Consider the following 19,915-nt stretch of genomic DNA (forward strand, 5'->3'; position numbering starts at 1 on the left):
TATCGGAGGGAAATCCCCTTTTCAGCATCACCCTGATGGTCCTGACCTGCATCATGGGACCACCGGCGGTCCGGCCTCGATGCGGCGCAGCACGGGGAGCAGGCGATCCAGGTCCGGTTCGCTCTGGACCTGCCGCTCGTCCCACCAGGTGGCGCCGGCGTCGTGCAGCGGACCGATCACGTCCCTGGCCTTGGCGGCGTCCGCGGGGGTGGCGCCGCCGAGCACGAACTCGAAGGGGCGCTCGGACCCGGCGGAACGGTGTTTGCGCACGTAGCCGACCAGTTCCTGCACCTCGGCCACATCGGGCACCTGGCCATGCCGGGCCGTCTCGAACAGCGGCACCGCACCGTCCCACCGCGCTGCCCTCCGCATGGGCGCCCGGCGCGGCCAGAACCCACCGATCCACACGGGCGGACCCGGCCGCTGCACGGTGGGGGGCAGCAGCGTCACGTCCCGGACCTCGTAGTGCCGGCCGTGGTGGTTCACGGGCTCGCCGGACCAGAAGCGCCGCAGCAGGTCCAGCCCCTCGTCCAGTCGCTCGGCGAGGAGGCGCGGCTCGGCGGCGTCACCGAAGCTGCCGTACTCGTCCTCGATCGGACCGCCCAGGCCCGCGGCGAAGATCACGCGGCCGCCACTGAGGTGGTCCAGGGTGGCCACCTGGCGGGCGAGTTGCTGCGGACGGTAACGGGGAACCGGCGTGAGCAGCGTGCCCAGCCGGATCCGGGAGGTGGCCAGTGCGGCCGCGGTCAGCAGCATCCAGGGGTCCCCGAAGGGACGCCCCTGGTGCCGCCGGTGCAGTACGTGGTCCCAGACGAAGACCCCGTCCCAGCCCGCCTGTTCGGCGGCAACCGCGACAGTGGCGACGTTACGGGGGTCGGCGAAGTCACCGAAGTTGGGGATGTTGATCGAGAAGCGCACCCCAGCAGGATGCGCGGTTGCCCTCGGAACGGCAATCGGATTCGAGGCCAGGCATGCATGTCCTCGCAGTGTGGAACTCGGGGAGCAGCCGCCAGGATCTCAGGGTGGCGACGGCTTGCCCGGTAATTCGACTGCCACGGTGATCCAGCGGCGGGCGGCGGTCGCGCCGACCCTGAACGCGACCGTGAGCTGGGTAGGGTCGTCGGCGTGGGACTTTGGCTACTCAACAACCTGAATACGACCAGCCTCGCGCTCCTCATTGTCGGAGGCGTCGTCGTATTGTCGCTTGCTGCTTGCTTGGTGGCGCGCCGCGTTTTCCCTGAGTTGAGCAATGGCGTGACCAATGACGTGTCCCGCACGGTGCTCGAGCTGTTCGGCGCCATTTACGGAATCGTCCTTGCTTTCGTCATCGTGACCTTGTGGACCGACCTCGAGCAAGTTCAAGCGGTGGTGACTTCGGAGGCCACGGATCTCGCGGTCATTTCCCGCAACGCGCACTCGTTCCCGGACGACGTGCAGGTAAAACTGGACCGCGCGATCGGCGGCTACGTCCACGCTGTCGTGGACGACGCGTGGCCACTGATGCGCCACGGAAAGAACAGCCTCAGCGCGACATCGGGCAAGCTCGAGGCATTGTACGGAGCCCTCCAGGAATACAACCCCAAGAGCGCTTCCGAGCAGGCCTTCTACAGCGAGTCCGTGGAGCGACTGAACGATGTGACCGCACAGCGCCGAACCCGCATCCTGGCGGCAACGCAACATTTGCCGCCCCTCCTGGAGGTCCTGACCTACGGGGGAGCGTTGATCGTCATGCTGGTCACTCTGCTTTACGGGGTGAGGAACCTCAAGGTGCAGCTGCTTTTCGTGGGGTCGATCGCGTTGCTGGTAGGCCTGAGCCTCACCCTCGTCCTGGTCCTGGAACACCCCTTCGCCGGCGAGGTGAGTGCGGGACCGCATCCGTTCATGGAAGGTCAGCTGAGCAAATACTGGGAGAGGTGACGTGGCGAGGTCCGCGAGAACGCCGACCTGGGCCGCCGCTTCACGATCCTGTCCACGCCCGCGTACACGGACGGTTGACCCCGTTCGTCACGGCCTTCGACTCAGCGTCTCCGTGGCGTACCTGCTCAAAAACTCGGGGCGTCTGCTCGCGCAGACAGGGACACTGAATCCGTGCTGATCATGGATGCCGTCCTTGAGGTCGGTGACACCGCCGACTTCGTGTTGTGGCCCATCGCCGACGTGCCCGCCTACCAGTTCGTTCGCCTCTCCAGCCGCATGTCGTCGCTTGAGGTCGGCACGGCGACGGCCACCCTGACCGACTACAACTCAGCCGCTTCAGGCAACGACGTCCCAGCGCTGGACGCCAGTGAACCGGTTCGCCGTCTGACCGAGGCCGAACGCGTCATCGCGCCGGGAGGCCTGCGCGTTCGCGATTCCGACGCCGGCACGGAGATAAGTCCAGGCTGCTGTTCCGGACTGGAGGACTGGCGGGAATGGTTCATCCTCCTCGATGGGGAGGTTCCCTGGCTCGGCCACAGCCCCACACCGCGCGTTGAGCATGCGGGCCGGGTCGTTCGGCTGTGGCCCGATGGGGGTGACGCTGAAGGACCGTCCCCGGATCACCCCGTCGAGATCGCGGTGGCTGACATCCTGGGCTTGCTCCGTACCGTCCAGGGCGAGTTGAGTGGCTTTGTCTCCGCCGTCGAGTAGTGGGCGCGGCAGTACGTCCCGCCGCTCGCGCCGGCCCTGATCGCCAAACTTGGCGCAGATCTGGACCTCAGCACGCCCCTGGAATGAGCACAGCGCGGATCGAAGCGGCCTACGCCGCGGCGCGCCATCGCCGGAACTCGTAGTTGACCTCCCGTCAGGACGCCTCCTTTCTGAACCAAGATCACGGCGGAGATACCGAGCCTTTCATCGGTCTGCGGCGTCGCATCCGCTCCTTCAGAGCAGCCAGGATTGGCGTGCCAGCCCGGACGATGTCGGGGCTCACCTGGGTCGATGTCCCAAGATCTAGTCCGCAGACCCGTCCTATGCCCACTTTCGGCGGCACACGCCTGCGCATACGCAAAGACCCTGCATTCAGCGTTCTGGCTGGTGGCGGGGTCTTTTGGCACCTCGTGCGAGGTGCCCCCGGCAGGATTCGAACCTGCGCACACGGCTCCGGAGGCCCCGTACGTCCCACTTAGCTCCACAGTTCAGCGGGCTGCAAGTCCCCTCGCGCACAGCTTGTGTCCACGAATGGGCCGCAAGCTGCAGACTGGCTACTCGAGCAGGATCTCTTCAGGACGCCTGTTAGTAACCGCGGTTTCTCGCCCACTCAGTATGTGTTCTATGCAAGCGGTTAGGTCGCCGCCATGGTCGTCGCGGGCCATACTCCGGAGCGCTTGGACGAGGTCCAAACCGTTGATCAGGACGATCGGATACTGGTCCTCGACCATCTCCGTCTGGGCGGCGACGGAGTAGGCACCGGTGGTCACGTAGACGCCGATCCAGCCGCGGCGAAGGCGAGCCACTACGCGAGCGATCTGCTCTGCCGTGATGAGACTGTCGGGCTTGACGCACTTGGCCTGCCCCAACACAACCAGACTGGTGCCGGCCAGCCCGCTGCCCAGGTCCAGCCGGCCTACAAAGTCTGCGCCGCCGTCTCCGGACCTGCGAGTCAGCCAACCCTCGAGATAGCTGTTCCCTGTGCCACGAAGAACACGTGCGGCTACGGCTGAAGCTACCGCCTCGAAGTCGTGCTTGCGCCCATCGAAATACTTGTAGATCAGCTCAAGATCCTTGGCCTCGGTGGTGGCAGCCTTGGGGCGTTGCTCCGGCACCTTGGTGACCTTGGCGCGAGCTACGCGCCGGCGGAGTCTGGGCAAGGCCGAATTGCCGTGCAATACCCACTCACGCCAGGCCCGTGGAGCCAAGCCAAGCGCTCTCTCATCGGAAACTGACTCGTCTCTGCGGGAGTGAATCCACTCCCAACAGACTTCGTCGTCTTCGTTCGTGAGGTCAATAAGCGCAATGTCGTAGACATAGTTGATGAACGTCGTGTGCTCGGGACCGCCCCACTGGACCAACCGTTCGGCACGTTCGATGACGCCCAGCCCGCAGAACTCGACATGTCCCTTGGTCTTGCCACTGCGCGAGACGGTGCGGAACAGGAGCAGGGGCGTGGAGGCCGCTCGCTGCTCCGGTGTACGTCCCTGATGGGCAGCGAAGTCTTCCAGTAGAGCCGCGTTGCCCGTGGTGGTACCAGGGGCAACGGACATACCGGCCTTGTGATCACCGAAGTAACGGACGTGTCCGCTGTCCATGTTGAACACGTCGTGCCATGGCGTCTGCTCACTTCCCGCCTTCCAAGGACTCGACCTGATGAGGATCGCGGGACGCCGTGGGCCATCAGGCGCCTCGACCTTGGCCATCCCGTTGACCCCAGCATCCAACTGGGCTCGGTTGAGGTTGGGGGAGTGCGTCACGTGATAGAAATTCGGATAACCATCCAGATCGGCTGGTTCCGGGTCCTTACTGGACGCATATCGATATACCCGACCAACTCGCAACTGGCCACCCACGCTTGCCCCCACTACAGCACTGTCTTGCGTTCTTCTGCTGACAGTACTGGCCGGCGCTGACACGATGTGGGAGGGTTTCGATTCGGAGAGGATTCAAAGTCCAACACGCATATGATTCCGCGGTTTGGGGAGTGGGCAGGACACCCGGCTTCAAACTGCTGCGGTCACCCTCGACACTCACCCGGGGACGTCCCAGGCGGGATTGATGGTCTCCGGGTTGCCATGGACCGTTGGCTCGGTGGAGTGGTGCTGAGGAAGCACTGCAGGTCCTGGCGCGGTGCCACTCGCATCCGAGGGAGACGGTGCGCTGCATACCGCGTTGGGTAAGTCTTAGTTGGGAACTGCCGAACGTGGGACCCACAGCGACTCAGTTGAGACACTGGTCCCGTGGATTGGCTTACTCCCCTCACTGGCCTGGTCGGGGCAGTCGTTGGCGCTGCGGCTTCCTACGCCGGCACACACCAGGCGCAGGTGCGAGCGATTGCGGACGCTAAGCAGGCTCGCCTAGAAACCAAGCAAGACGCCGCAGTCGCGGTGCTCGCCGCCACCTTTGCGGCACTTCACCGCCACATCCGTTCAGTACCGGACCCCCGTCGGCGTGAAGCGGATGGCATCACTCACGCTCAGTTGGCGGCTGCAGAGGAAGAGTGGGAACGTGGCCTGGGCGAGTTGTTAGCGCCGGTTCGCATCGCCATTGAGGCAATCCGCCACGAGGAACTACGCAGTCGTTTGCGTGAAATCTTTGATCTTCTTGAGGGTTGGGACTACGAGCTGGAGTATGCGTATTTTCGGCGCCCTCGCGAATGGGTTCTAGGCGGCTTGGTAGATCAAGCAGTCGCCTTCGTGGGTGCTTGGCAACGAGAGGACGCATTTCCGGAGCCTAATCTCTGGTTGCGGGAGGCTCGGTCGTCCTTGCGGCACCGGGAAGAGGAAAGACAGTATGCTCGTGAAGCAGAGGAAGCAGAGCGACGAGAGAGAACTGAGGGCAGCGCAGAAACACCGTAAATATCAAATAACCTGGGTTCTACCTCTTATTGACCCTGCATCACCGGCTAGTGTGATTACTTGCGTGTCCTTTGAGCAGGCATCTCAGAAGGATTAGCGGAGAACAACTGGGCAGCTTCGGCCATGGACATCGAAAGTAGAGATTCGTCTCCGAAATTCAAGACGGACCGTGCACGCGTAGGGCTAGCATGTAGAGCCTTTGCGATACTTTTCCCTGCTGCCCGGGCAAGAAGGGGAGGGACGGAATTTCCGATCTGCCTGTGTCCGTGCCAGCTTGTGATGTGAAACCTGAACCAGTCCGGGAATGAATGTAGCCTCGCGGCTTCTCGCACAGTTATGACTCGGTGCCTAACTGGGTGAAGTGGCCGGGGAGACGTAAAGGCCCCCCGTTCACGTCCCGTGCCCGCACGTAGAGTCCGAGACTGTCCACTCAGTGACAACCGGTAAAAGCGGCTCACCGGCTCAACCGCACCTTGTGGGGTAAGTTCGAATCTCCGGATAGATTCTGAGGTGTGGGCCGAGAGACGTGAATTGGTAAGCAGTGATGAATCCCAGTTGCGGCGCCTTGAGCGATCCTCCGGGTCGACTTCATCCCCTGTCATTCGTCTTGCATAAAGAGAATCGGCGTGATTCCAGGGGCTAATCGGAAAAGTGTCCCTGCCGACCGAGTCCATCGTCATGAGCTCCGGACTGTCCGACGCATCCGGGAGTCTTGCGAACGAGTCGGCAACAGTGACTGGCATCGAACTCGGCTTCAAGGGAGGCACGTCAGCTTCGAGGGCTCCGAGGATCACCACGCGCTTACGGTTCTGTGGAACGCCGAAGTCTGCTGCGCTCACCGGTCGATCAAAACCTGTGATTTTGTAGCCGGCATCCCGCAAGCTATCTAGAGCCTTCTCGCGAATTGGCGTGTATCGCTCTTGGAGTAGTCCAGGAACATTCTCCAGGCAGAATGCACGCGGTCGGATCTCGACAACTATTCGAACAAATTCGAGAAGTAGGTCATTTCGTTCGTCGTCCTGATCGCGTCGACCCATCGTCGAGAACCCCTGACACGATGGGCCGCCGATGACGACGTCAACCGCGCCATCCCAGGCTGGCCCTGAAGGGTGATGCAGCCGCCACCCCCTGTGGGCGGCCTGGCGAACGTCCGCCCCACTGAGGTTCTTGACGTCCCGACAGATCACCTCTGTCATGGGGAAGTTGTACTTATGCACTGCTGCGTGGACGGGGTCGTACTCCACGGCCGCGAGGACATCGAATCCTGCCTGCTCAAAGCCCAGAGAGAGCCCTCCGACCCCTGCGAACAGGTCGAGCGCGACGAGCCGGCGCTTGCTCGTTGACTGCACCATGTCCCCCCTGACCAACCGTTGTTGCCTCGCAACCTCACCTGACGATCGCACAATCGCGACCTTGTGCGCTAGCCGAACGTACTACTACCATGCGCTTTCGCCGTGGCAAGTGGCGGGGGACGGCGTGGTGTTGCCATCATGCGGGGATGACCACGTCGAGGTTGGGGGGACGATATGACCGATTCTGCTGAGGTCTCCAGGCGTGTTGAGGCCAGTCCTGAGAAGCACTTCTTCATCGACATGCTGGTCAAGGACATCGAGCTGCTTCCAGCGATCTTGGATTTGGTCGATAACAGTGTTGATGGTGCGCGTCGTCAGCGCGGGGAGGGTAACTACGACGGCCTCCAAGTCGAGCTGACGATCAGTGCTGATCGATTTGAGATCTCTGATAACTGTGGCGGAATTTCTGTCGCCATAGCTAGAGATTACGCCTTCCGGTTTGGCAGGCCCAAATCCGTCGTAGGCATCCCGGGGTCTGTGGGGCAGTTCGGTGTCGGCATGAAGCGTGCCCTCTTCAAGATGGGGCGCTGGTTCAGCGTAGAGTCCCGAACTGACGATAGTCATTTCACGCTCGAAGTCGACGTGGATGACTGGGCGAAGCAGCAGGATTCCGACTGGACCTTTACGCTGAGCCATGTAGACGAGAATTATGACGCCAGCCGAGAAGGTGTCGGAACTCGGATAGTGGTCACCTCTCTTCATGACACGGTGGCAGAGGATTTCGCTTCGACGCAGACTCTGGGGAACCTTCGATACCAACTGCGCTTGCGTCATCGGGAAGCGATGGACCGCGGGCTGCGCATAATCCTTCAGGGTGAAGCTGTAATCCCGTTTGTTCCGGAGTTGCAGCAAAGCAATGAGGTTCGCCCGCTCTACAGGACTCTGGTACTCGATGAGCCAGCCGGTGTTGTAAACGTCAAGATCTATGCTGGCGTCTCTGAGTTTGCGGGGCCTGAAAGTGACGATCAGGCGGAGGAGTTCAAGCGCGAGCGCGACGCAGGCTGGTACGTATTCTGCAACAACCGACTACTGATTGCCGCAGACCGAACGTCACTCACGGGCTGGGGTGATGGTCTTCCGGTGTATCACCCGCAGTATCGCCGGTTCCGAGGGTACGTTTTCATCGACTCGGCGTACAACGAGCTTCTGCCGTGGAATACAACGAAGACCGGGGTGGATCAAGACTCACGGGTTTGGCGCAGGATCGCCTCTGAAATCAAGCAGGCCGGCACTGAAGTAGTGCAGATGCTTAATAAGGTTAAATCTGAGCGTCAGAACGCCGAGCTGCCAGAGGATCGCCCGATCGCACAGGCCCTTGCCGAAGCTCCGAAGGTTCGACTCCGGGACATCCAGTTGTCGACGCGCTTCAGTTATCCGACACCTCGGCTCGTCGTCAATCGCCCTAACCTGCGGAAGATTCAATACTCCGTGGAAAAATCGCGCTACGAAGCGGTAGCGGAAGTGTTGGATACCTCGGCTGTCGCGGAAGTGGGACGGCGTACTTTTGACTTCTTCTACGAGCGCCAAGTGGGAGAGGATGACTAGTGGCTGGAATTGATTATCAGCTTCGGCCGTCCAAAGCGGTGCAGAGACACATGATCGTCGATGTGTGCCGTCGCCTAACTGCCATGGCGAGTCTTGAAGAGTATCAGTACGTGGGGTTCGGTGCCCTGGAGTTCGTTGATTTTCACCTCATGCACAGAGCGCTCAATATAAATGTCATGACATCGATCGAAGCGGATACCGGATCTATGGATCGGTATCAATTCAATCGCCCCTTCAAGACTATTGAGATCGTCCCGGGGCGTGCGAGCGAGGTGCTCGGAGAGATTGGTTGGGATAAGTTGAGCATTGTGTGGCTCGACTACACCCGGCGACTTAACGAAGAAGCGATCCACGACGTTTCTTTGCTATGTGGGAGACTGCAGCCGGGAAGTGCTCTCTTCGTCACACTCAACGCGCACCCGGAACGGAAAATGGATGGCCGCCGGCAGCAGCTCGTGGATCTCATTGGGGAAGAACGAATACCTCCCCAAGTGACGGACGAGTCCTTGGCTCTGTGGGGTCTCGCGGTCGCCCAGAAAACTGTGCTGAATGACGTGATTGTTAAGGCGTTGAGGGATAGGCAGGTTAGCGCTGAATGGAAGCAAGTAATCGACATCCATTACGCTGATAATGCAAAAATGCAGACGATCGGCGGGATAGTTGTCGGTCTGAGCAATCGAGTATCCTTCGATAGTTGTCGTTTTCAAGAATTGGACTTCGTGCGCTTTGCGGGCGACGAGCCGCTGGAGGTCAGGGTGCCAATCCTGACAGCCAAGGAGCGGCGCGCCCTCGAAGAGCAACTTCCCCTTCCGGCTGGCGACGAATTGAAAGCGCCCTGGCTAAAAGAGCAGGATGCGCGGGACTTCCTGCGGCTCTATCGATACATGCGTCCCGAGCATGTGAACGGGTAGTCCAGCCCGTCGCGACCGGGTCAGCACTGATCGTCTAGTCGGAGGGCGGCGGAGCGGGTTTGGCCGGTGGCCTGCCAGGGCTGGGGCCGGGCATGATCAGGGGGCCGTACGCTGGTTGGCAACTCGGGCAGGCTTGCCCCTGCCCGCAATGTGTCCGAGTGGCCCCCTGGTCTTGCTCGGCGCGGGTCCCGGACCGGGGAGGTGGCTAAAGCCGTGGAGCCGACCGTCCCCACCCATAGCGGGCTTCTCCTCAGCACCCCTCCGCCGTTTGGCGGGCGGCCGGCGGCCGGGCCGGAGCGGGGCGAAGACAGGAGCGTCGGGCCGAGGCGCCGGGCCGCGCGCCGCCGCGCTGTGCGCGGCGGGAGCGCCTTGATGAGGTAGAGAAATCTGTAACAAGATCCGCAGATGTGGGCGAGGTTCGGCCTCCGGAAGTCCGGTGTCCGACCTTGGCGCTACGTTCTGCACGTGGCACGCAGGCGCGAAGTTGACTGGATGGACGACGAATACTGGTGCAAGGTTTGTGAAGACCCCATCGACTTTGATGCGACTGGCAGGGTCATGGGGCACTGCGCCACTTGCAGCGGGGCCTACCGGCAAGCCCGGCGGTACGGGCTGACGATCTGGAGAATGAACGCCATCCTCCGTGTGCAGGATGACGAGTGCGCGATATGCGGCGAGCATCCCGGAGACGGCGGCATGGAGGGCATCTCCTACTGGCAGGTCGACCACGATCACGCATGCTGTGACAGGTCGGGGTCGTGCGGACGCTGCGTACGAGGCTTGCTCTGCAAGACATGCAACCTTCGCGGCGTGTCCTGGTACGAGCGTCTACCGAGCGAGCGGCGTGACTGGCCGCGCATGAACGCGTACTTGTCTGATCCACCAGCCCAGCGCCCCGAGGCGGCGGTGAGCACCTGGGGCGATACGTCCGGCATCAGGGCGCGGGACGGTGCGTTCGCCAGTTGGCGCTCGACGCGACCGCTTTGACACTCCACTCGGCAGCCTCGTGTGCTGCCCTGGGTTAGCCCAGTTCCGCCTCGTACCCTAGGTGTAGGAGGACCGCGAGGGTTGCACCCCTGCTGTGGCACGACGCCCTTGGAGGCGGGGGCTCAGCTGACGCGGCCGAGTGCTGTCAGATTCTCCAAGTACTCCCTACCGGCTGCGGCAGTGGCGAAGTCACGGTGAACGATGGCAGCGAGCTCACGGCTGACCATGAGTAGCGATGGGAGGGACTGGCGCTCACCCTTGAGGGCCCACTCGCCGTACTGGACGGCTTGCTCAAGATCACCTTGTCGTGCGGCGACCACGCCAAGGGTGACCCTGGCTTCAGCCATCCGCATGGGCGCTCGCTCCGCCCCGTCGAAGTCGGTTCCGGCCCGGATGACCTCGTGGGCCAGGTTCTCGGCGAATCGGTCTTCGCCCAGTAGGCGGTAGCAATCCATGGCGTAGAAGTCGAACTTGGCGGGGTCAACCACGAAGTGGTGGTCGAGGTTCTCGGGGTAGGCCATGCCTTCCAGTAGCTTTCGGCCCCGATCCAGGGCGACTTCGGTCTGCCGGCGGTCGCCGAGACGCGCCCATCCCTTGGCCTCATGTGCTGCCAGCTGAACGGCGACTCCCTTACCTGGGGCGGCTTCGCTGCCTGCCTGAGATGCGGCCAGGATGCCGCGGTAGTCGCCGGTTGTGAGAGCGAACCAGGCGCGCATCTCGTGGGCCCATCCAGCGATCTCGGCGTTCTCGGCTTCGTGAGCGAGGGACAACGCTGCTCGACGGGTGCTTTCGGCGGCGGCACGGTCTCCCATGTCGTACTCGACGCACCCCACCAGGAGGGCAAGCCAGCCGGAAAGGGCCAGTACCTCTCGGTGCTGGGCGAGCGTGAGCCGCTGAGACTGGAGGCTGGCAATGCGTCGCAGCCATTGGCGACCCTCGATGGCGAGCTGGCCACTGGGAAGGTGCGGGTACTCCGAGCACAGGCGGTCGGTGGTGATACGGAGCGCGTCAAGCGTGGCGTTGTCGACGTCGGATGCTTGCAGCCGGCTCAGTATGTCCAAGGTTTCCATGCCGCTGGCCGCTGCGATCTCAGCGCCGCCGTCGCGTCGTCCGGCCACCGGAAAGATCGCATGGGTCACGGTGCCAAAAGTCTGGGCGATGATCGGCTGGTAGAAGTCGCTGGGCAGGACCTCGCCGGACTCCCAGCGCTTCCACTGCCGCAGCATGCTGGCGCCCTCAGGCAGAGGCTTGGGCGAGTGGGCGCGCAACGCGGCAACGGCTTCCGCCTGCGACCACTGCCGCGCTTCCCGCTCTCCCGCAATACGTCGCGCCCAAGCAGGCCGTTCGTCGCTCATGTGCCCTCCCATCGGGGTGCCTGCTTCGAGTCTGGCACCCAATGAGCCCCTGACACGGGGGTGACAAGGGGTTGTCACCACTGCTGTCCACCCGTGACACCTTCGATGTCACTGGCCACCCGATCACGCACCGCGCATGGTGTCTCACACGTTAAGCGCTGCCCGGGTGATCGGCTCGCTCCTCCAGTTTGGCCACTCGGGCGGCAAGCCGCTGAAGCTCGGAGGTGAGCGCCTTGATCTCGTCCCGAACGTCGGAGGCAGCCGGCCGTGCAGCGCCGCTGTCATCGCCGGTGTCGTCCTTGACGAAGTACCCCCGGTTGGGGACCGACCTGATCAGGCCCTCATCGATCAACTCCTGGAGGCCCTTGGTCACCGTGACCGGGTGGACCTGGAAGCGGTCGGCCAACTCTCGAAGGGACTGCAACTTCCTTCCCGGGCCCGGCTGTCCGGACGCGATCTCTGTCCGCAGGGTCTCGGCGATGCGACTCGCCTTCGTCCTCGGATCGTCTGGGGGGACGCTCATGCGCCGATCGTACCGAGGGGCGCGGACTATCACGCCCTCTCTTGCTCGAAGGTGTTGCACACTAGTCTGTGATAGTGCACTCTATTCGTGATGGCTCCGCCGTTGCGATTCCCCTGGGAGGGCGGCGCATCTACCGCCAAGCAGCTCCGCCACCCTCCCTCGTCCTCGAAAGGAACTTCCATCATGCCGTCCTTCAAGATCGACACTTCTACGGCCGTGGTGTTCGTGGCGACTGCGCCTACCCCGAAGCTGGTGAGCAAGCAGACGGGTGAGGTTGCGGTCGACCGGGAGACCGGTGCGCAGCTGATGACCGTGGGTCTCCTGATCTCCGACGAGGGTGAGGGGAACCTGTACCAGGTGACCGTGCCGTCGACGGGGGTGGAGGCGACGCTGACGCCGGGGACGCCGGTGTCGGTGATCGGCCTGCGGGCCCGGGACTGGGAGAACACGTTCAACGGCCAGACCCGGCACGGGATCTCGTTCCGCGCGGTGGCCATCACGGCGGGAGTCTGAGCCGTGGATCTGGCGACGCTGATCGAGATCGGCACCCCGCTGGTGGGGGCTGCTGGTGGCCTGGGCTACGCCAAGGTGAAAGCGCCGGGCGTGTACTGGTCGCTGGTGGGTCTGCCGGTCGCGTTAGGCAGGTTCCACTTCACCTACGCCTCCACGATGGACGTGTGCGGGCTGACGGTGGCCCCGTCCCGGCTGCGCGCGTTCATGGTCCGAAACCTGGCTCGCCGCGAGGTGCAGCCGGTCCCGCCGAAGATCCGCCGCGTCGCCGGCTCCGCCACCGGCCTCCGCGTCCGCCTCCGGCTCCCCGCCGGCCTGGAACCCGATGACGTCGCCGCGGCCTCGAACCGGCTCCGGCACGCCTGGGGAGTCCACGCCGTGCACGTGGCCGAGATCAAGCCCGGCGTGGTGGAGCTCCGCATGACCGGCTACGACGTCCTCCGACAGGTCCGCATGCCGCGCCGGCTTCCCACCGGCCCGATGGTGGTGCCGGTCGCGTTGCGGGAGGACGGGACCGCGTTCGCCCGGAACTACCGCGAGATCCCGCACGCCCTCACGCTCGGGGCGAATCAGTCGGGCAAGTCGATGTATCAGCGCAACCTGATCAAGCAACTCGCCAAACTCCCCGTCGCCCTGGTGGGGATCGACTGCAAACGCGGCGTGGAACAGACCCCGTATGCGCCGCGCCTGTCGGCCCTGGCCACCGACCCGGAACAAGCCGCCGGCCTGCTCGATGCCCTCGTGGGCGAGATGGAAGCCCGCTTCGATCTCCTCAAGGACTACCAGGGCACCGCCCTGTCCACGCCGAACGGGGAGATCACTTCCGACATCTGGGGACTCCCCGAGAGCGTCCGGCCCGTTCCCGTCGTCGTCCTGGTCGATGAGGTCGCGGAACTGTTCCTGACGGCGACGAAGAAGGATGAGGAACGCCGGGACCGCATGGTGACCCAGTTGATTCGGCTGGCGCAGATGTCCCGCGCGGTCGGTATCTACCTGGAGATCTGCGGCCAGCGCTTCGGCGCGGAACTCGGCAAGGGCGCCACCATGCTCCGCGCGCAGCTCACCGGGCGTGTGGTCCATCGGGTCAATGACAAGCAGACCGCCGAAATGGGCCTGGGCGATATCTCACCCGAGGCCATGCACGCCGCAACCGCGATTGCCGCCGACCGGCCCGGGGTCGCGGTCGCGGGGGACGCCTCCGGCGGGTGGACCCACATCCGCACCCCCCTGACCTCGATCACCGAGACCGCCGCGGTCTGCCGGGCCCACGCGGATCTGGTTCCCGGCCTGCCAGCCCTGGACCCGTTCCGTCCGGACGTTCCGCCCGTCCTTGCGCCGGCCGATGTGGTGCCGCTGACCCGGCCCCGCCCGGTCACCGAATAGCCCGCACTCCCTGCATCCCGGTTGGCGTGACCGCTTCGCGCCAGGTCCCTACCCCGCCCATGCCTGAACGCCCCAGAAGGGAGTGCCAGCGATGGCCGCTCGCAAGACCACTACCCGCCGCCCGGCCAAGACCGAGCCGAAGTGCCCGGACTGCCAGGGCGACGGCGAGACCACCGAGACCGTTCGCGTCGGCTCCCGCAAGGGCCGCGAGACCGGCGACCGGCAGGCCGCGCTCTGCCTGACCTGCTTCGGCACCGGCACCGCCCCGTCCTGACCCCGGACTACTTCGAGAGGAGGTGCCCGCATGTCCCGCCCCAAGCGCTTTGACCCCGTGCTGATTCAGGCCGTGATCGCTGGTGCGCTGTCCTTTGCCCACCTGCACGACATCGCCGAAGCCGCCGGCCAGCACGGCTGGAAGGCTTGGGCCTACCCCGTCTCCGTCGATCTGCTCCTGGTCGCCGCATGGCGCCGCATGCGCATCCTGCGCGCTGCCGGTCGTCCGGCCCGTGCCGCCTGGACCTGGTTCGTGATCGCGCTGACCGCGTCCCTCGGGGCGAACATCGCCACCGCCGGACTGCTCGACATGAATGCCGTCCCGGCCTGGCTGCGCATCCTCGTGGCCGGATGGCCCGCCTTGGCCTTCCTCGGCGGCACCCTCCTTGCCCACACCCCCACGCCGGCACCCGAACCGACCGCGGAACCCGCCCCGGCACCCGAAGCGGTGCCAGCTCCGGAGCCGGCTCCACAGGTCATGGTCGAACGCGCCCCTGAGAACGTGCCCGAACTGCCCGCGTCGGCTGAGCCTGTTCCTGCTTCGCCGCCCGTGTCCTCGCCTTCGGTTCCGCCGGCGTTGCTGGCGCATGCCCGGAAGGTCGCCGACACCCACCACGCCACCACTGGTTCGCCGATCGACACCGCGACCCTGCGCACCCGCCTCGGCGTCCCGCCGGCCCTGGCCGACGTGATCGCCGCCCAACTCGCCTGAAAGGAGACCCGATCCCCGTGTCCCGCCCGAACCGCTTCTACGACGTGATCCGCATCGGCCCCGTGAGGGTCGGCAGCTACCACGACGGCCGCGGACGCACCCGCCACTCCGCCGCCTGCACCGCGCCCGGCTGCGGCTTCTCCACCGACTACCGCGACCGCTCCGGCGCCGAACTCGCCGCCCGCACCCACCGCTGCCAGCCCTGAAAGGAGATGACCCACCGTGCGCTACCCCGACGCGCAACTGCGGGCCAACCACCGCCCGTCCGAACTGATCCCGCCCGGCATCCACCCCGGACAAGTCGTCGTCATCCAGGCCGCGCCGCCCTCCTACGCCGGGAAGATCCTGCTCACCCTCACGGTCAGCGCCGGCACCGCCCTGGTCATCGTCGTCCTGGCCTTCGCGTTCCAGACGATCGCCGCCGCCGCTGCTGCGGCCATCCCAACGGTGGGCGGGGCCAGCGTCTCGCTCCACCTCGCGCGCAAGCGCTGACCGGCCCCCGGAGCGGCTTCCGTCGCCAAACATCCGCCGCCCCGGGGACCACTGCCCCTTCCTGATCCAACAGACCCGAAAGGGACCCTCATCATGCCCCAGCACGCCTCGAACCGGCCGGTCTGCCGCGACTGCGACGGCTTCCCCGTCGTCGCCATCACCACGGGCACCCGCCTGCCGGACGGTTCCCGCGCCACGCTCCGCGTCGCCTGCCTCGGCTGCCGCGGCACCGGCCACGTCCCCACGCCGGCCGCTGCGGTGCGCCTTGCCCAGGTGACCCGATGACCCCCGCGGCTGCTCGTAACGGGCTGCGGGTGCTGGACCTGTTCTGCTGCGCCGGCGGGGCCGCCATGGGCTACCACCAAGCGGGCTTCGACGTGGACGGCGTCGACCTGGCCGACCGACCCAACTACCCCTTCCCCCGCCACCGTGGGGACGCCCTCGAACACCTCGCCCATCTGATCACCACCGGTGACATCGAGCGTTACGCCCTCGTTCACGCCTCCCCGCCCTGCCAGGCCCGGTGCGCGCTGACCGTGGGCACCAACGCCTCCCAGGGCTGGGGCAACACCCACCACGACCTCGTCGCAGAGACGCGGGACCTGCTGCACCGAACCGGTCTGCCGTACGTGATCGAGCAGCCCAACGGCCGCGCGAGCATCCGCAAAGACCTGTCCCTGTGCGGGGAGATGTTCGCCCTCGGGGTGCTGCGGCACCGCAACTTCGAACTCGGCCGCTGGGCCGCCACCCGTCCCGCGCACCCTCGGCACCGCGGCTACGTGCGCGGGTACCGCCACGGCGTCTACCGCACCGGCCCCTACGTCGCCGGCTACGGCAACGGCGGCGGCAAGGCCACCGTGCCCGAGATGCAGACCGCGATGGGCATCACCTGGACCGACGTCCGCGAAGAACTCACCGAAGCCATCCCCCCGGCCTACACCCGCTGGATCGGCACCGCGTTCCTCACCGCCCGCCAAGAGGTGATCGCGTGACCGACACCGCCACCGCGGCGGGCCTGGACCCGACCACCCTCGCAGACCTCCTGCGGGTGGCCGAGTCGGACGGCTTCGACCGCTGGCAGGAACAGATCCGCCGCACCGGCGGCTGCGCAGATCCCATCCACCTGACCGGCTACACCAAGACCCTCGACCGGGCCACCGGCCACGTCCTCCACGCCTACTCCACCGACACCGAACCCGGCGGACGGCTCCGCGTCGCCTGCGGCAACCGACGCGCATCCCGCTGCCCTGCCTGCGCCTGGACCTACGCCGGCGACACCTACCACCTCATCCGCGCCGGCCTCATCGGCGACCCCACCAAGGGCACCCCCGCCACCGTGCGGGTCCATCCGAAGGTGTTCGCCACCCTCACCGCCCCCTCCTTCGGCCCCGTCCACAACCGCCCCGGCACCGGCGCCTGCCGCTGTGGCGTCCGCCATGGCGAGGACGACACCGCGTTAGGCACGCCCCTGGACCCCGACTTGTACGACTATGCGGGTGCGGTGTTGTGGAACAACCACGCCTCCGACCTGTGGCGGTACTTCACCATCTACCTCCGCCGTGAGATCGCCGCCCGCGCCGGCCTCACCCAGACTGCCGCCCGCGAACAGTGCCGGGTCTCCTTCGGCAAGGTCGCCGAATACCAACGCCGCGGCGCCGTCCACTTCCACGCCGTCGTCCGCTTCGACGGCCCCGACGGACCCGACACCGAGCCCCCGCCGTGGGCGACCCTCGACCTGCTCACCGACGCCATCCACGCCGCCGCCCGCCGCGTCGCCATCCCCGTCCCCGCTGCCGGCGACTACCCCGCCCGCACCCTCGGCTGGGGCACGCAGCTCGACGTCCAGCCCATCCGCTCTGCGGACGCCACTACGGACGGGGAGCTCACCGAGCAGGCCGTGGCCTCCTACGTGGCCAAGTACGCCACCAAAGCCGCCGAAACGACGGGCACCGTCGACCGCCGGGTCGGCAACCGCGAAGCCCTCGAACTCCTCGGCGTCCCGCCGCACCCGCGCCGCCTCATCGAAGCGTGCTTCGACCTCCACAAGCTCTACCCGGACCGCAAGCTCCTCGACTGGGCCCACATGCTCGGCTTCCGCGGCCACTTCTCCACCAAATCCCGCCGCTACTCAACGACTTTGGGCGCGCTGCGGCAGGTTCGCGCCGACTACCGCGCCGCCCAACAACGCGAAGCCCTCGGCCTGCCCGACCCCGACGACTCCCCAGAGGCCACCACGCTCGTCCTCGCCCACTGGGCCTACGCCGGCCACGGCCACACCCCCGGCGAATCCTGGCTGGCCGCCACCATCCACCGCGACATCCAGACCAACCGCGAAACCGCCCGCGAAGCCCTGCAAGACCTGCACGCCACGGAAGGAGCCGCAGCGTGAAAGACGAATTGATGACCGTTCCGCAGATTCTTGCCGAGTTGGGAGGCGTCTCGCGCCGCACGTTCTACCGCTGGCGTGAACTGGGGCACGGTCCAGATGCCTTCAAGCTGCCCAATGGGGAGCTCCGGGTGTGGCGTAGTGACTTCATGGCGTGGCTGCGCCAGCTGGAGGGGACGGCCGCGTGAAGTCTCTCGACGTGAAGGTGTGGGCCGTTCGCAAGCGGAACACCAAGACACCGTCCTATAACGTGCGCTGGTCCGTGGGCGGCCAGGTATTCTCCGATACGTTCCGGACCAAGGGGCTCGCCGAAAACTTCCGCTCCAAGATCCTGCGGGCGGCCCATGAGGGTGAAGAGTTCGACTCCGGTAGCGGTCTTCCTGAGTCCATGGCGGAGAAGAAGCCCACGCTGACCTGGTACGACTTCGCGCTCAAGTACCTGGCCATGAAGTGGCCCCACGCCGCGCCGAATACGCGTGTCGGGATCAATGAATCGCTGGCGTCGGTGACCGTGGCGCTTCTAGACGACCGTCTCGGCCGGCCTTCGGAGGAACTGCTCCGCAAAGCTCTGCGGAACTGGGCCTTCGTTCTGCCGGGACCGGATGATCGGGAACTGCCTCCGGAGATCGCCAACGCGCTGCACTGGGTATCCAAGGCATCACGCCCGCTGGCCGATCTCGGCGACCCGGTGATCGGCCGTGCCGTGCTCGATTCCCTCAAGCTCAAATTGGACGGTACCGCCGCGGCTGCCGAGACCGTGCGCCGGAAGCGACGGACGCTCGTCAACGCCATGCATTACGCGGTCGACCTCGGCGCGTTTCCAGAGAATCCGCTCTCCGGCGTCCGGTGGCAAAAGCCCAAGGTTTCCAGCGAGGTAGATCCCCGGGTCGTCGCCAACCCTCACCAGGCCCGCGCCCTGCTGTGTGCCGTGTCGTACATCGGCGGCTACCGCCGTGCCCGCGGCCGGCGCCTGGTGGGCCTGTTCGCCGCGATGTACTTCGGAGGCCTGCGCCCGGCCGAAGCGGTCGGCCTCGCCGATACAGACCTCACCCTGCCCGCCACCGGATGGGGCTCCGCGCTGCTGCATCGCACGCGTCCGAGCGTCGGCAAGCAGTGGACCGACTCCGGGGAGAGCCACGACGACCGCGGGCTGAAGAACCGGCCGGCTGAGGACGTGCGGCGGGTGCCGATTCCACCGCATCTGGTGGCCATCTTCCGGGACCACCTCGACACCTTCGGTACCGCCGGCGACGGGCGTCTGTTCTTCAGCGAGGGCGGGGGAGTGGTCTCCTCGTCCTCCTACTACCGGGCCTGGCAGGAGGCTCGGCTACTGGCGCTGCCGCCGGCCGTGGCTGCGTCGCCCCTCGCCCGCCGCCCGTACGACCTGCGGCACTCGGCGCTCTCGACGTGGCTTAACGCGGGCGTGGACGCCACGGAGGTTGCCGAACGGGCGGGCAACAGTGTGGAGGTGCTGCTGAGTCGGTACGCCAAGTGCATCGACGGTCGGCAGGAGGTCGCGAACCGCAGGATTGAGGACCTGCTGCGCGAGTACGAGTGACGCGCCGCGGACTTCTGCGATCCTGGCCCCTGGACCTGTCCGGGGGCCTTCGGCGTTTTCGGGGGCTGACCTGGGTCGATGGCTCAAGATCCTGTCCACGTACTGTCCACAGACCCCGTCCTACGGCCACTTTCGGCGGCGTACGGCTGCGCATACGCAAAGACCCCGCACTCAGCGTCTTGGCTGGTGGCGGGGTCTTTTGGCACCTCGTGCGAGGTGCCCCCGGCAGGATTCGAACCTGCGCACACGGCTCCGGAGGCCGTTGCTCTATCCCCTGAGCTACGGGGGCGTGTCGTCCGCCGTGGCGGTGACGGGTGAAACCTTACCAGTACGCAGGGGGTGACCGTGTACAGGGTTTCCCGGGGCGTCGGGCCCGCGTCGGGCGCCCTTCAGGAAGGCGCCGGCCCCATCCGCCCCGGGTCCCCCGGTCGGGGAAGAA

At 65.6% G+C, this 19,915-nt stretch carries 21 protein-coding genes and 1 tRNA gene; 16 read left to right on the forward strand and 6 right to left on the reverse strand.

The window, feature by feature from the left end:
- Positions 1–51 precede the first annotated feature (51 nt).
- Positions 52–918: an LLM class flavin-dependent oxidoreductase gene (locus ACFYXS_RS07985; protein WP_389245111.1), complete on the reverse strand. Its 867-nt coding sequence runs from the start codon at positions 916–918 to the stop codon at positions 52–54.
- Between the two features lie 207 nt (positions 919–1,125).
- On the opposite strand from ACFYXS_RS07985, the gene ACFYXS_RS07990 reads away from it, so the two are divergent.
- Positions 1,126–1,917: a DUF4239 domain-containing protein gene (locus ACFYXS_RS07990; RefSeq protein WP_389245113.1), complete on the forward strand. Its 792-nt coding sequence runs from the start codon at positions 1,126–1,128 to the stop codon at positions 1,915–1,917.
- A gap of 171 nt (positions 1,918–2,088) precedes the next feature.
- Entirely contained in the window at positions 2,089–2,628 is a 540-nt protein-coding gene (locus tag ACFYXS_RS07995; protein WP_389245115.1) for a hypothetical protein, read from the forward strand.
- Positions 2,629–3,182: 554 nt separating this feature from the next.
- Here the strand turns inward: ACFYXS_RS07995 and ACFYXS_RS08000 are convergent.
- Positions 3,183–4,496, reverse strand: coding sequence for a restriction endonuclease (locus ACFYXS_RS08000; RefSeq protein ID WP_389245117.1), 1,314 nt, complete (start codon positions 4,494–4,496; stop codon positions 3,183–3,185).
- A gap of 1,049 nt (positions 4,497–5,545) precedes the next feature.
- Positions 5,546–6,841, reverse strand: a complete 1,296-nt coding sequence (locus tag ACFYXS_RS08005; RefSeq protein ID WP_389245119.1) for a DNA cytosine methyltransferase — start codon at positions 6,839–6,841, stop codon at positions 5,546–5,548.
- Positions 6,842–7,015: 174 nt separating this feature from the next.
- Here ACFYXS_RS08005 and ACFYXS_RS08010 point away from each other — a divergent pair, with 174 nt between their 5' ends.
- From ACFYXS_RS08010 to ACFYXS_RS08020, 3 genes are all read left to right on the forward strand, one after another.
- On the forward strand, positions 7,016–8,386 hold the full coding sequence (locus tag ACFYXS_RS08010; RefSeq protein WP_389245121.1) for an ATP-binding protein: 1,371 nt from the start codon (positions 7,016–7,018) through the stop codon (positions 8,384–8,386).
- Positions 8,386–9,297 (forward strand): O-methyltransferase, encoded by a 912-nt coding sequence (locus tag ACFYXS_RS08015; protein WP_389245123.1) that lies wholly within the window; start codon positions 8,386–8,388, stop codon positions 9,295–9,297. The genes ACFYXS_RS08010 and ACFYXS_RS08015 overlap by 1 nt, the downstream gene beginning before the upstream one ends.
- A gap of 558 nt (positions 9,298–9,855) precedes the next feature.
- Positions 9,856–10,284 (forward strand): endonuclease domain-containing protein, encoded by a 429-nt coding sequence (locus tag ACFYXS_RS08020; RefSeq protein WP_389245807.1) that lies wholly within the window; start codon positions 9,856–9,858, stop codon positions 10,282–10,284.
- A gap of 122 nt (positions 10,285–10,406) precedes the next feature.
- On the opposite strand, the gene ACFYXS_RS08025 is transcribed toward ACFYXS_RS08020, so the two are convergent.
- Positions 10,407–11,639, reverse strand: a complete 1,233-nt coding sequence (locus ACFYXS_RS08025) for an XRE family transcriptional regulator (protein WP_389245125.1) — start codon at positions 11,637–11,639, stop codon at positions 10,407–10,409.
- Between the two features lie 151 nt (positions 11,640–11,790).
- Positions 11,791–12,162, reverse strand: coding sequence for a GntR family transcriptional regulator (locus ACFYXS_RS08030; protein ID WP_389245127.1), 372 nt, complete (start codon positions 12,160–12,162; stop codon positions 11,791–11,793).
- Positions 12,163–12,345: 183 nt separating this feature from the next.
- Between ACFYXS_RS08030 and ACFYXS_RS08035 the strand changes: the two genes are divergently transcribed.
- The 11 genes from ACFYXS_RS08035 to ACFYXS_RS08085 all read left to right on the forward strand — a co-directional run bounded on the left by ACFYXS_RS08035 (position 12,346) and on the right by ACFYXS_RS08085 (position 19,476).
- Positions 12,346–12,675 (forward strand): hypothetical protein, encoded by a 330-nt coding sequence (locus tag ACFYXS_RS08035; RefSeq protein ID WP_389245129.1) that lies wholly within the window; start codon positions 12,346–12,348, stop codon positions 12,673–12,675.
- A 3-nt stretch (positions 12,676–12,678) separates the two neighbouring features.
- The gene (locus ACFYXS_RS08040; RefSeq protein WP_389245131.1) at positions 12,679–14,055 is read left to right on the forward strand and encodes an FtsK/SpoIIIE domain-containing protein; all 1,377 of its coding nucleotides are present in this window, start codon (positions 12,679–12,681) and stop codon (positions 14,053–14,055) included.
- Positions 14,056–14,146: 91 nt separating this feature from the next.
- Positions 14,147–14,329: a hypothetical protein gene (locus ACFYXS_RS08045; RefSeq protein ID WP_389245133.1), complete on the forward strand. Its 183-nt coding sequence runs from the start codon at positions 14,147–14,149 to the stop codon at positions 14,327–14,329.
- A 30-nt stretch (positions 14,330–14,359) separates the two neighbouring features.
- On the forward strand, positions 14,360–15,040 hold the full coding sequence (locus ACFYXS_RS08050) for a DUF2637 domain-containing protein (RefSeq protein ID WP_389245135.1): 681 nt from the start codon (positions 14,360–14,362) through the stop codon (positions 15,038–15,040).
- 17 nt (positions 15,041–15,057) lie between these two features.
- Complete coding sequence (locus ACFYXS_RS08055; RefSeq protein WP_384290315.1) at positions 15,058–15,246, forward strand: mobile element transfer protein; 189 nt, start codon at positions 15,058–15,060, stop codon at positions 15,244–15,246.
- 16 nt (positions 15,247–15,262) lie between these two features.
- Positions 15,263–15,532: a hypothetical protein gene (locus ACFYXS_RS08060; protein WP_389245137.1), complete on the forward strand. Its 270-nt coding sequence runs from the start codon at positions 15,263–15,265 to the stop codon at positions 15,530–15,532.
- Between the two features lie 93 nt (positions 15,533–15,625).
- Positions 15,626–15,817, forward strand: a complete 192-nt coding sequence (locus ACFYXS_RS08065) for a hypothetical protein (RefSeq protein WP_389245139.1) — start codon at positions 15,626–15,628, stop codon at positions 15,815–15,817.
- Positions 15,814–16,524: a DNA methylase gene (locus ACFYXS_RS08070; RefSeq protein WP_389245141.1), complete on the forward strand. Its 711-nt coding sequence runs from the start codon at positions 15,814–15,816 to the stop codon at positions 16,522–16,524. Before ACFYXS_RS08065 ends, ACFYXS_RS08070 begins: the two co-directional genes overlap by 4 nt.
- A complete protein-coding gene (gene repSA / locus ACFYXS_RS08075) occupies positions 16,521–17,921 on the forward strand; it encodes a replication initiator protein RepSA (protein ID WP_389245143.1) in 1,401 nt (466 codons plus the stop codon). The genes ACFYXS_RS08070 and repSA overlap by 4 nt, the downstream gene beginning before the upstream one ends.
- Before the next feature lie 11 nt (positions 17,922–17,932).
- The gene (locus tag ACFYXS_RS08080) at positions 17,933–18,106 is read left to right on the forward strand and encodes a helix-turn-helix transcriptional regulator (protein WP_389245809.1); all 174 of its coding nucleotides are present in this window, start codon (positions 17,933–17,935) and stop codon (positions 18,104–18,106) included.
- Complete coding sequence (locus ACFYXS_RS08085; protein ID WP_389245145.1) at positions 18,103–19,476, forward strand: tyrosine-type recombinase/integrase; 1,374 nt, start codon at positions 18,103–18,105, stop codon at positions 19,474–19,476. Before ACFYXS_RS08080 ends, ACFYXS_RS08085 begins: the two co-directional genes overlap by 4 nt.
- 217 nt (positions 19,477–19,693) lie before the next feature.
- Here ACFYXS_RS08085 and ACFYXS_RS08090 read toward each other — a convergent pair.
- Positions 19,694–19,765, reverse strand: a tRNA-Arg gene (locus tag ACFYXS_RS08090).
- Positions 19,766–19,915: the final 150 nt, after the last annotated feature.

It is taken from the genome of Streptomyces sp. NPDC002574, from assembly GCF_042889545.1.
Classification (GTDB): Bacteria; Actinomycetota; Actinomycetes; order Streptomycetales; family Streptomycetaceae; genus Actinacidiphila.

Excerpts from the sequence above, each read along its gene's own strand:
- ACFYXS_RS08080 (WP_389245809.1), top strand. The coding sequence starts at position 17,933 with ATGACCGTTCCGCAGATTCTTGCCGAGTTGGGAGGCGTCTCGCGCCGC.
- ACFYXS_RS08030 (WP_389245127.1), bottom strand. The coding sequence starts at position 12,162 with ATGAGCGTCCCCCCAGACGATCCGAGGACGAAGGCGAGTCGCATCGCC.
- ACFYXS_RS08035 (WP_389245129.1), top strand. The coding sequence starts at position 12,346 with ATGCCGTCCTTCAAGATCGACACTTCTACGGCCGTGGTGTTCGTGGCG.
- ACFYXS_RS08020 (WP_389245807.1), top strand. The coding sequence starts at position 9,856 with ATGGGGCACTGCGCCACTTGCAGCGGGGCCTACCGGCAAGCCCGGCGG.
- ACFYXS_RS08025 (WP_389245125.1), bottom strand. The coding sequence starts at position 11,639 with ATGAGCGACGAACGGCCTGCTTGGGCGCGACGTATTGCGGGAGAGCGG.
- ACFYXS_RS08045 (WP_389245133.1), top strand. The coding sequence starts at position 14,147 with ATGGCCGCTCGCAAGACCACTACCCGCCGCCCGGCCAAGACCGAGCCG.
- ACFYXS_RS08065 (WP_389245139.1), top strand. The coding sequence starts at position 15,626 with ATGCCCCAGCACGCCTCGAACCGGCCGGTCTGCCGCGACTGCGACGGC.
- ACFYXS_RS08010 (WP_389245121.1), top strand. The coding sequence starts at position 7,016 with ATGACCGATTCTGCTGAGGTCTCCAGGCGTGTTGAGGCCAGTCCTGAG.
- ACFYXS_RS08050 (WP_389245135.1), top strand. The coding sequence starts at position 14,360 with ATGTCCCGCCCCAAGCGCTTTGACCCCGTGCTGATTCAGGCCGTGATC.
- ACFYXS_RS08070 (WP_389245141.1), top strand. The coding sequence starts at position 15,814 with ATGACCCCCGCGGCTGCTCGTAACGGGCTGCGGGTGCTGGACCTGTTC.
- ACFYXS_RS08005 (WP_389245119.1), bottom strand. The coding sequence starts at position 6,841 with ATGGTGCAGTCAACGAGCAAGCGCCGGCTCGTCGCGCTCGACCTGTTC.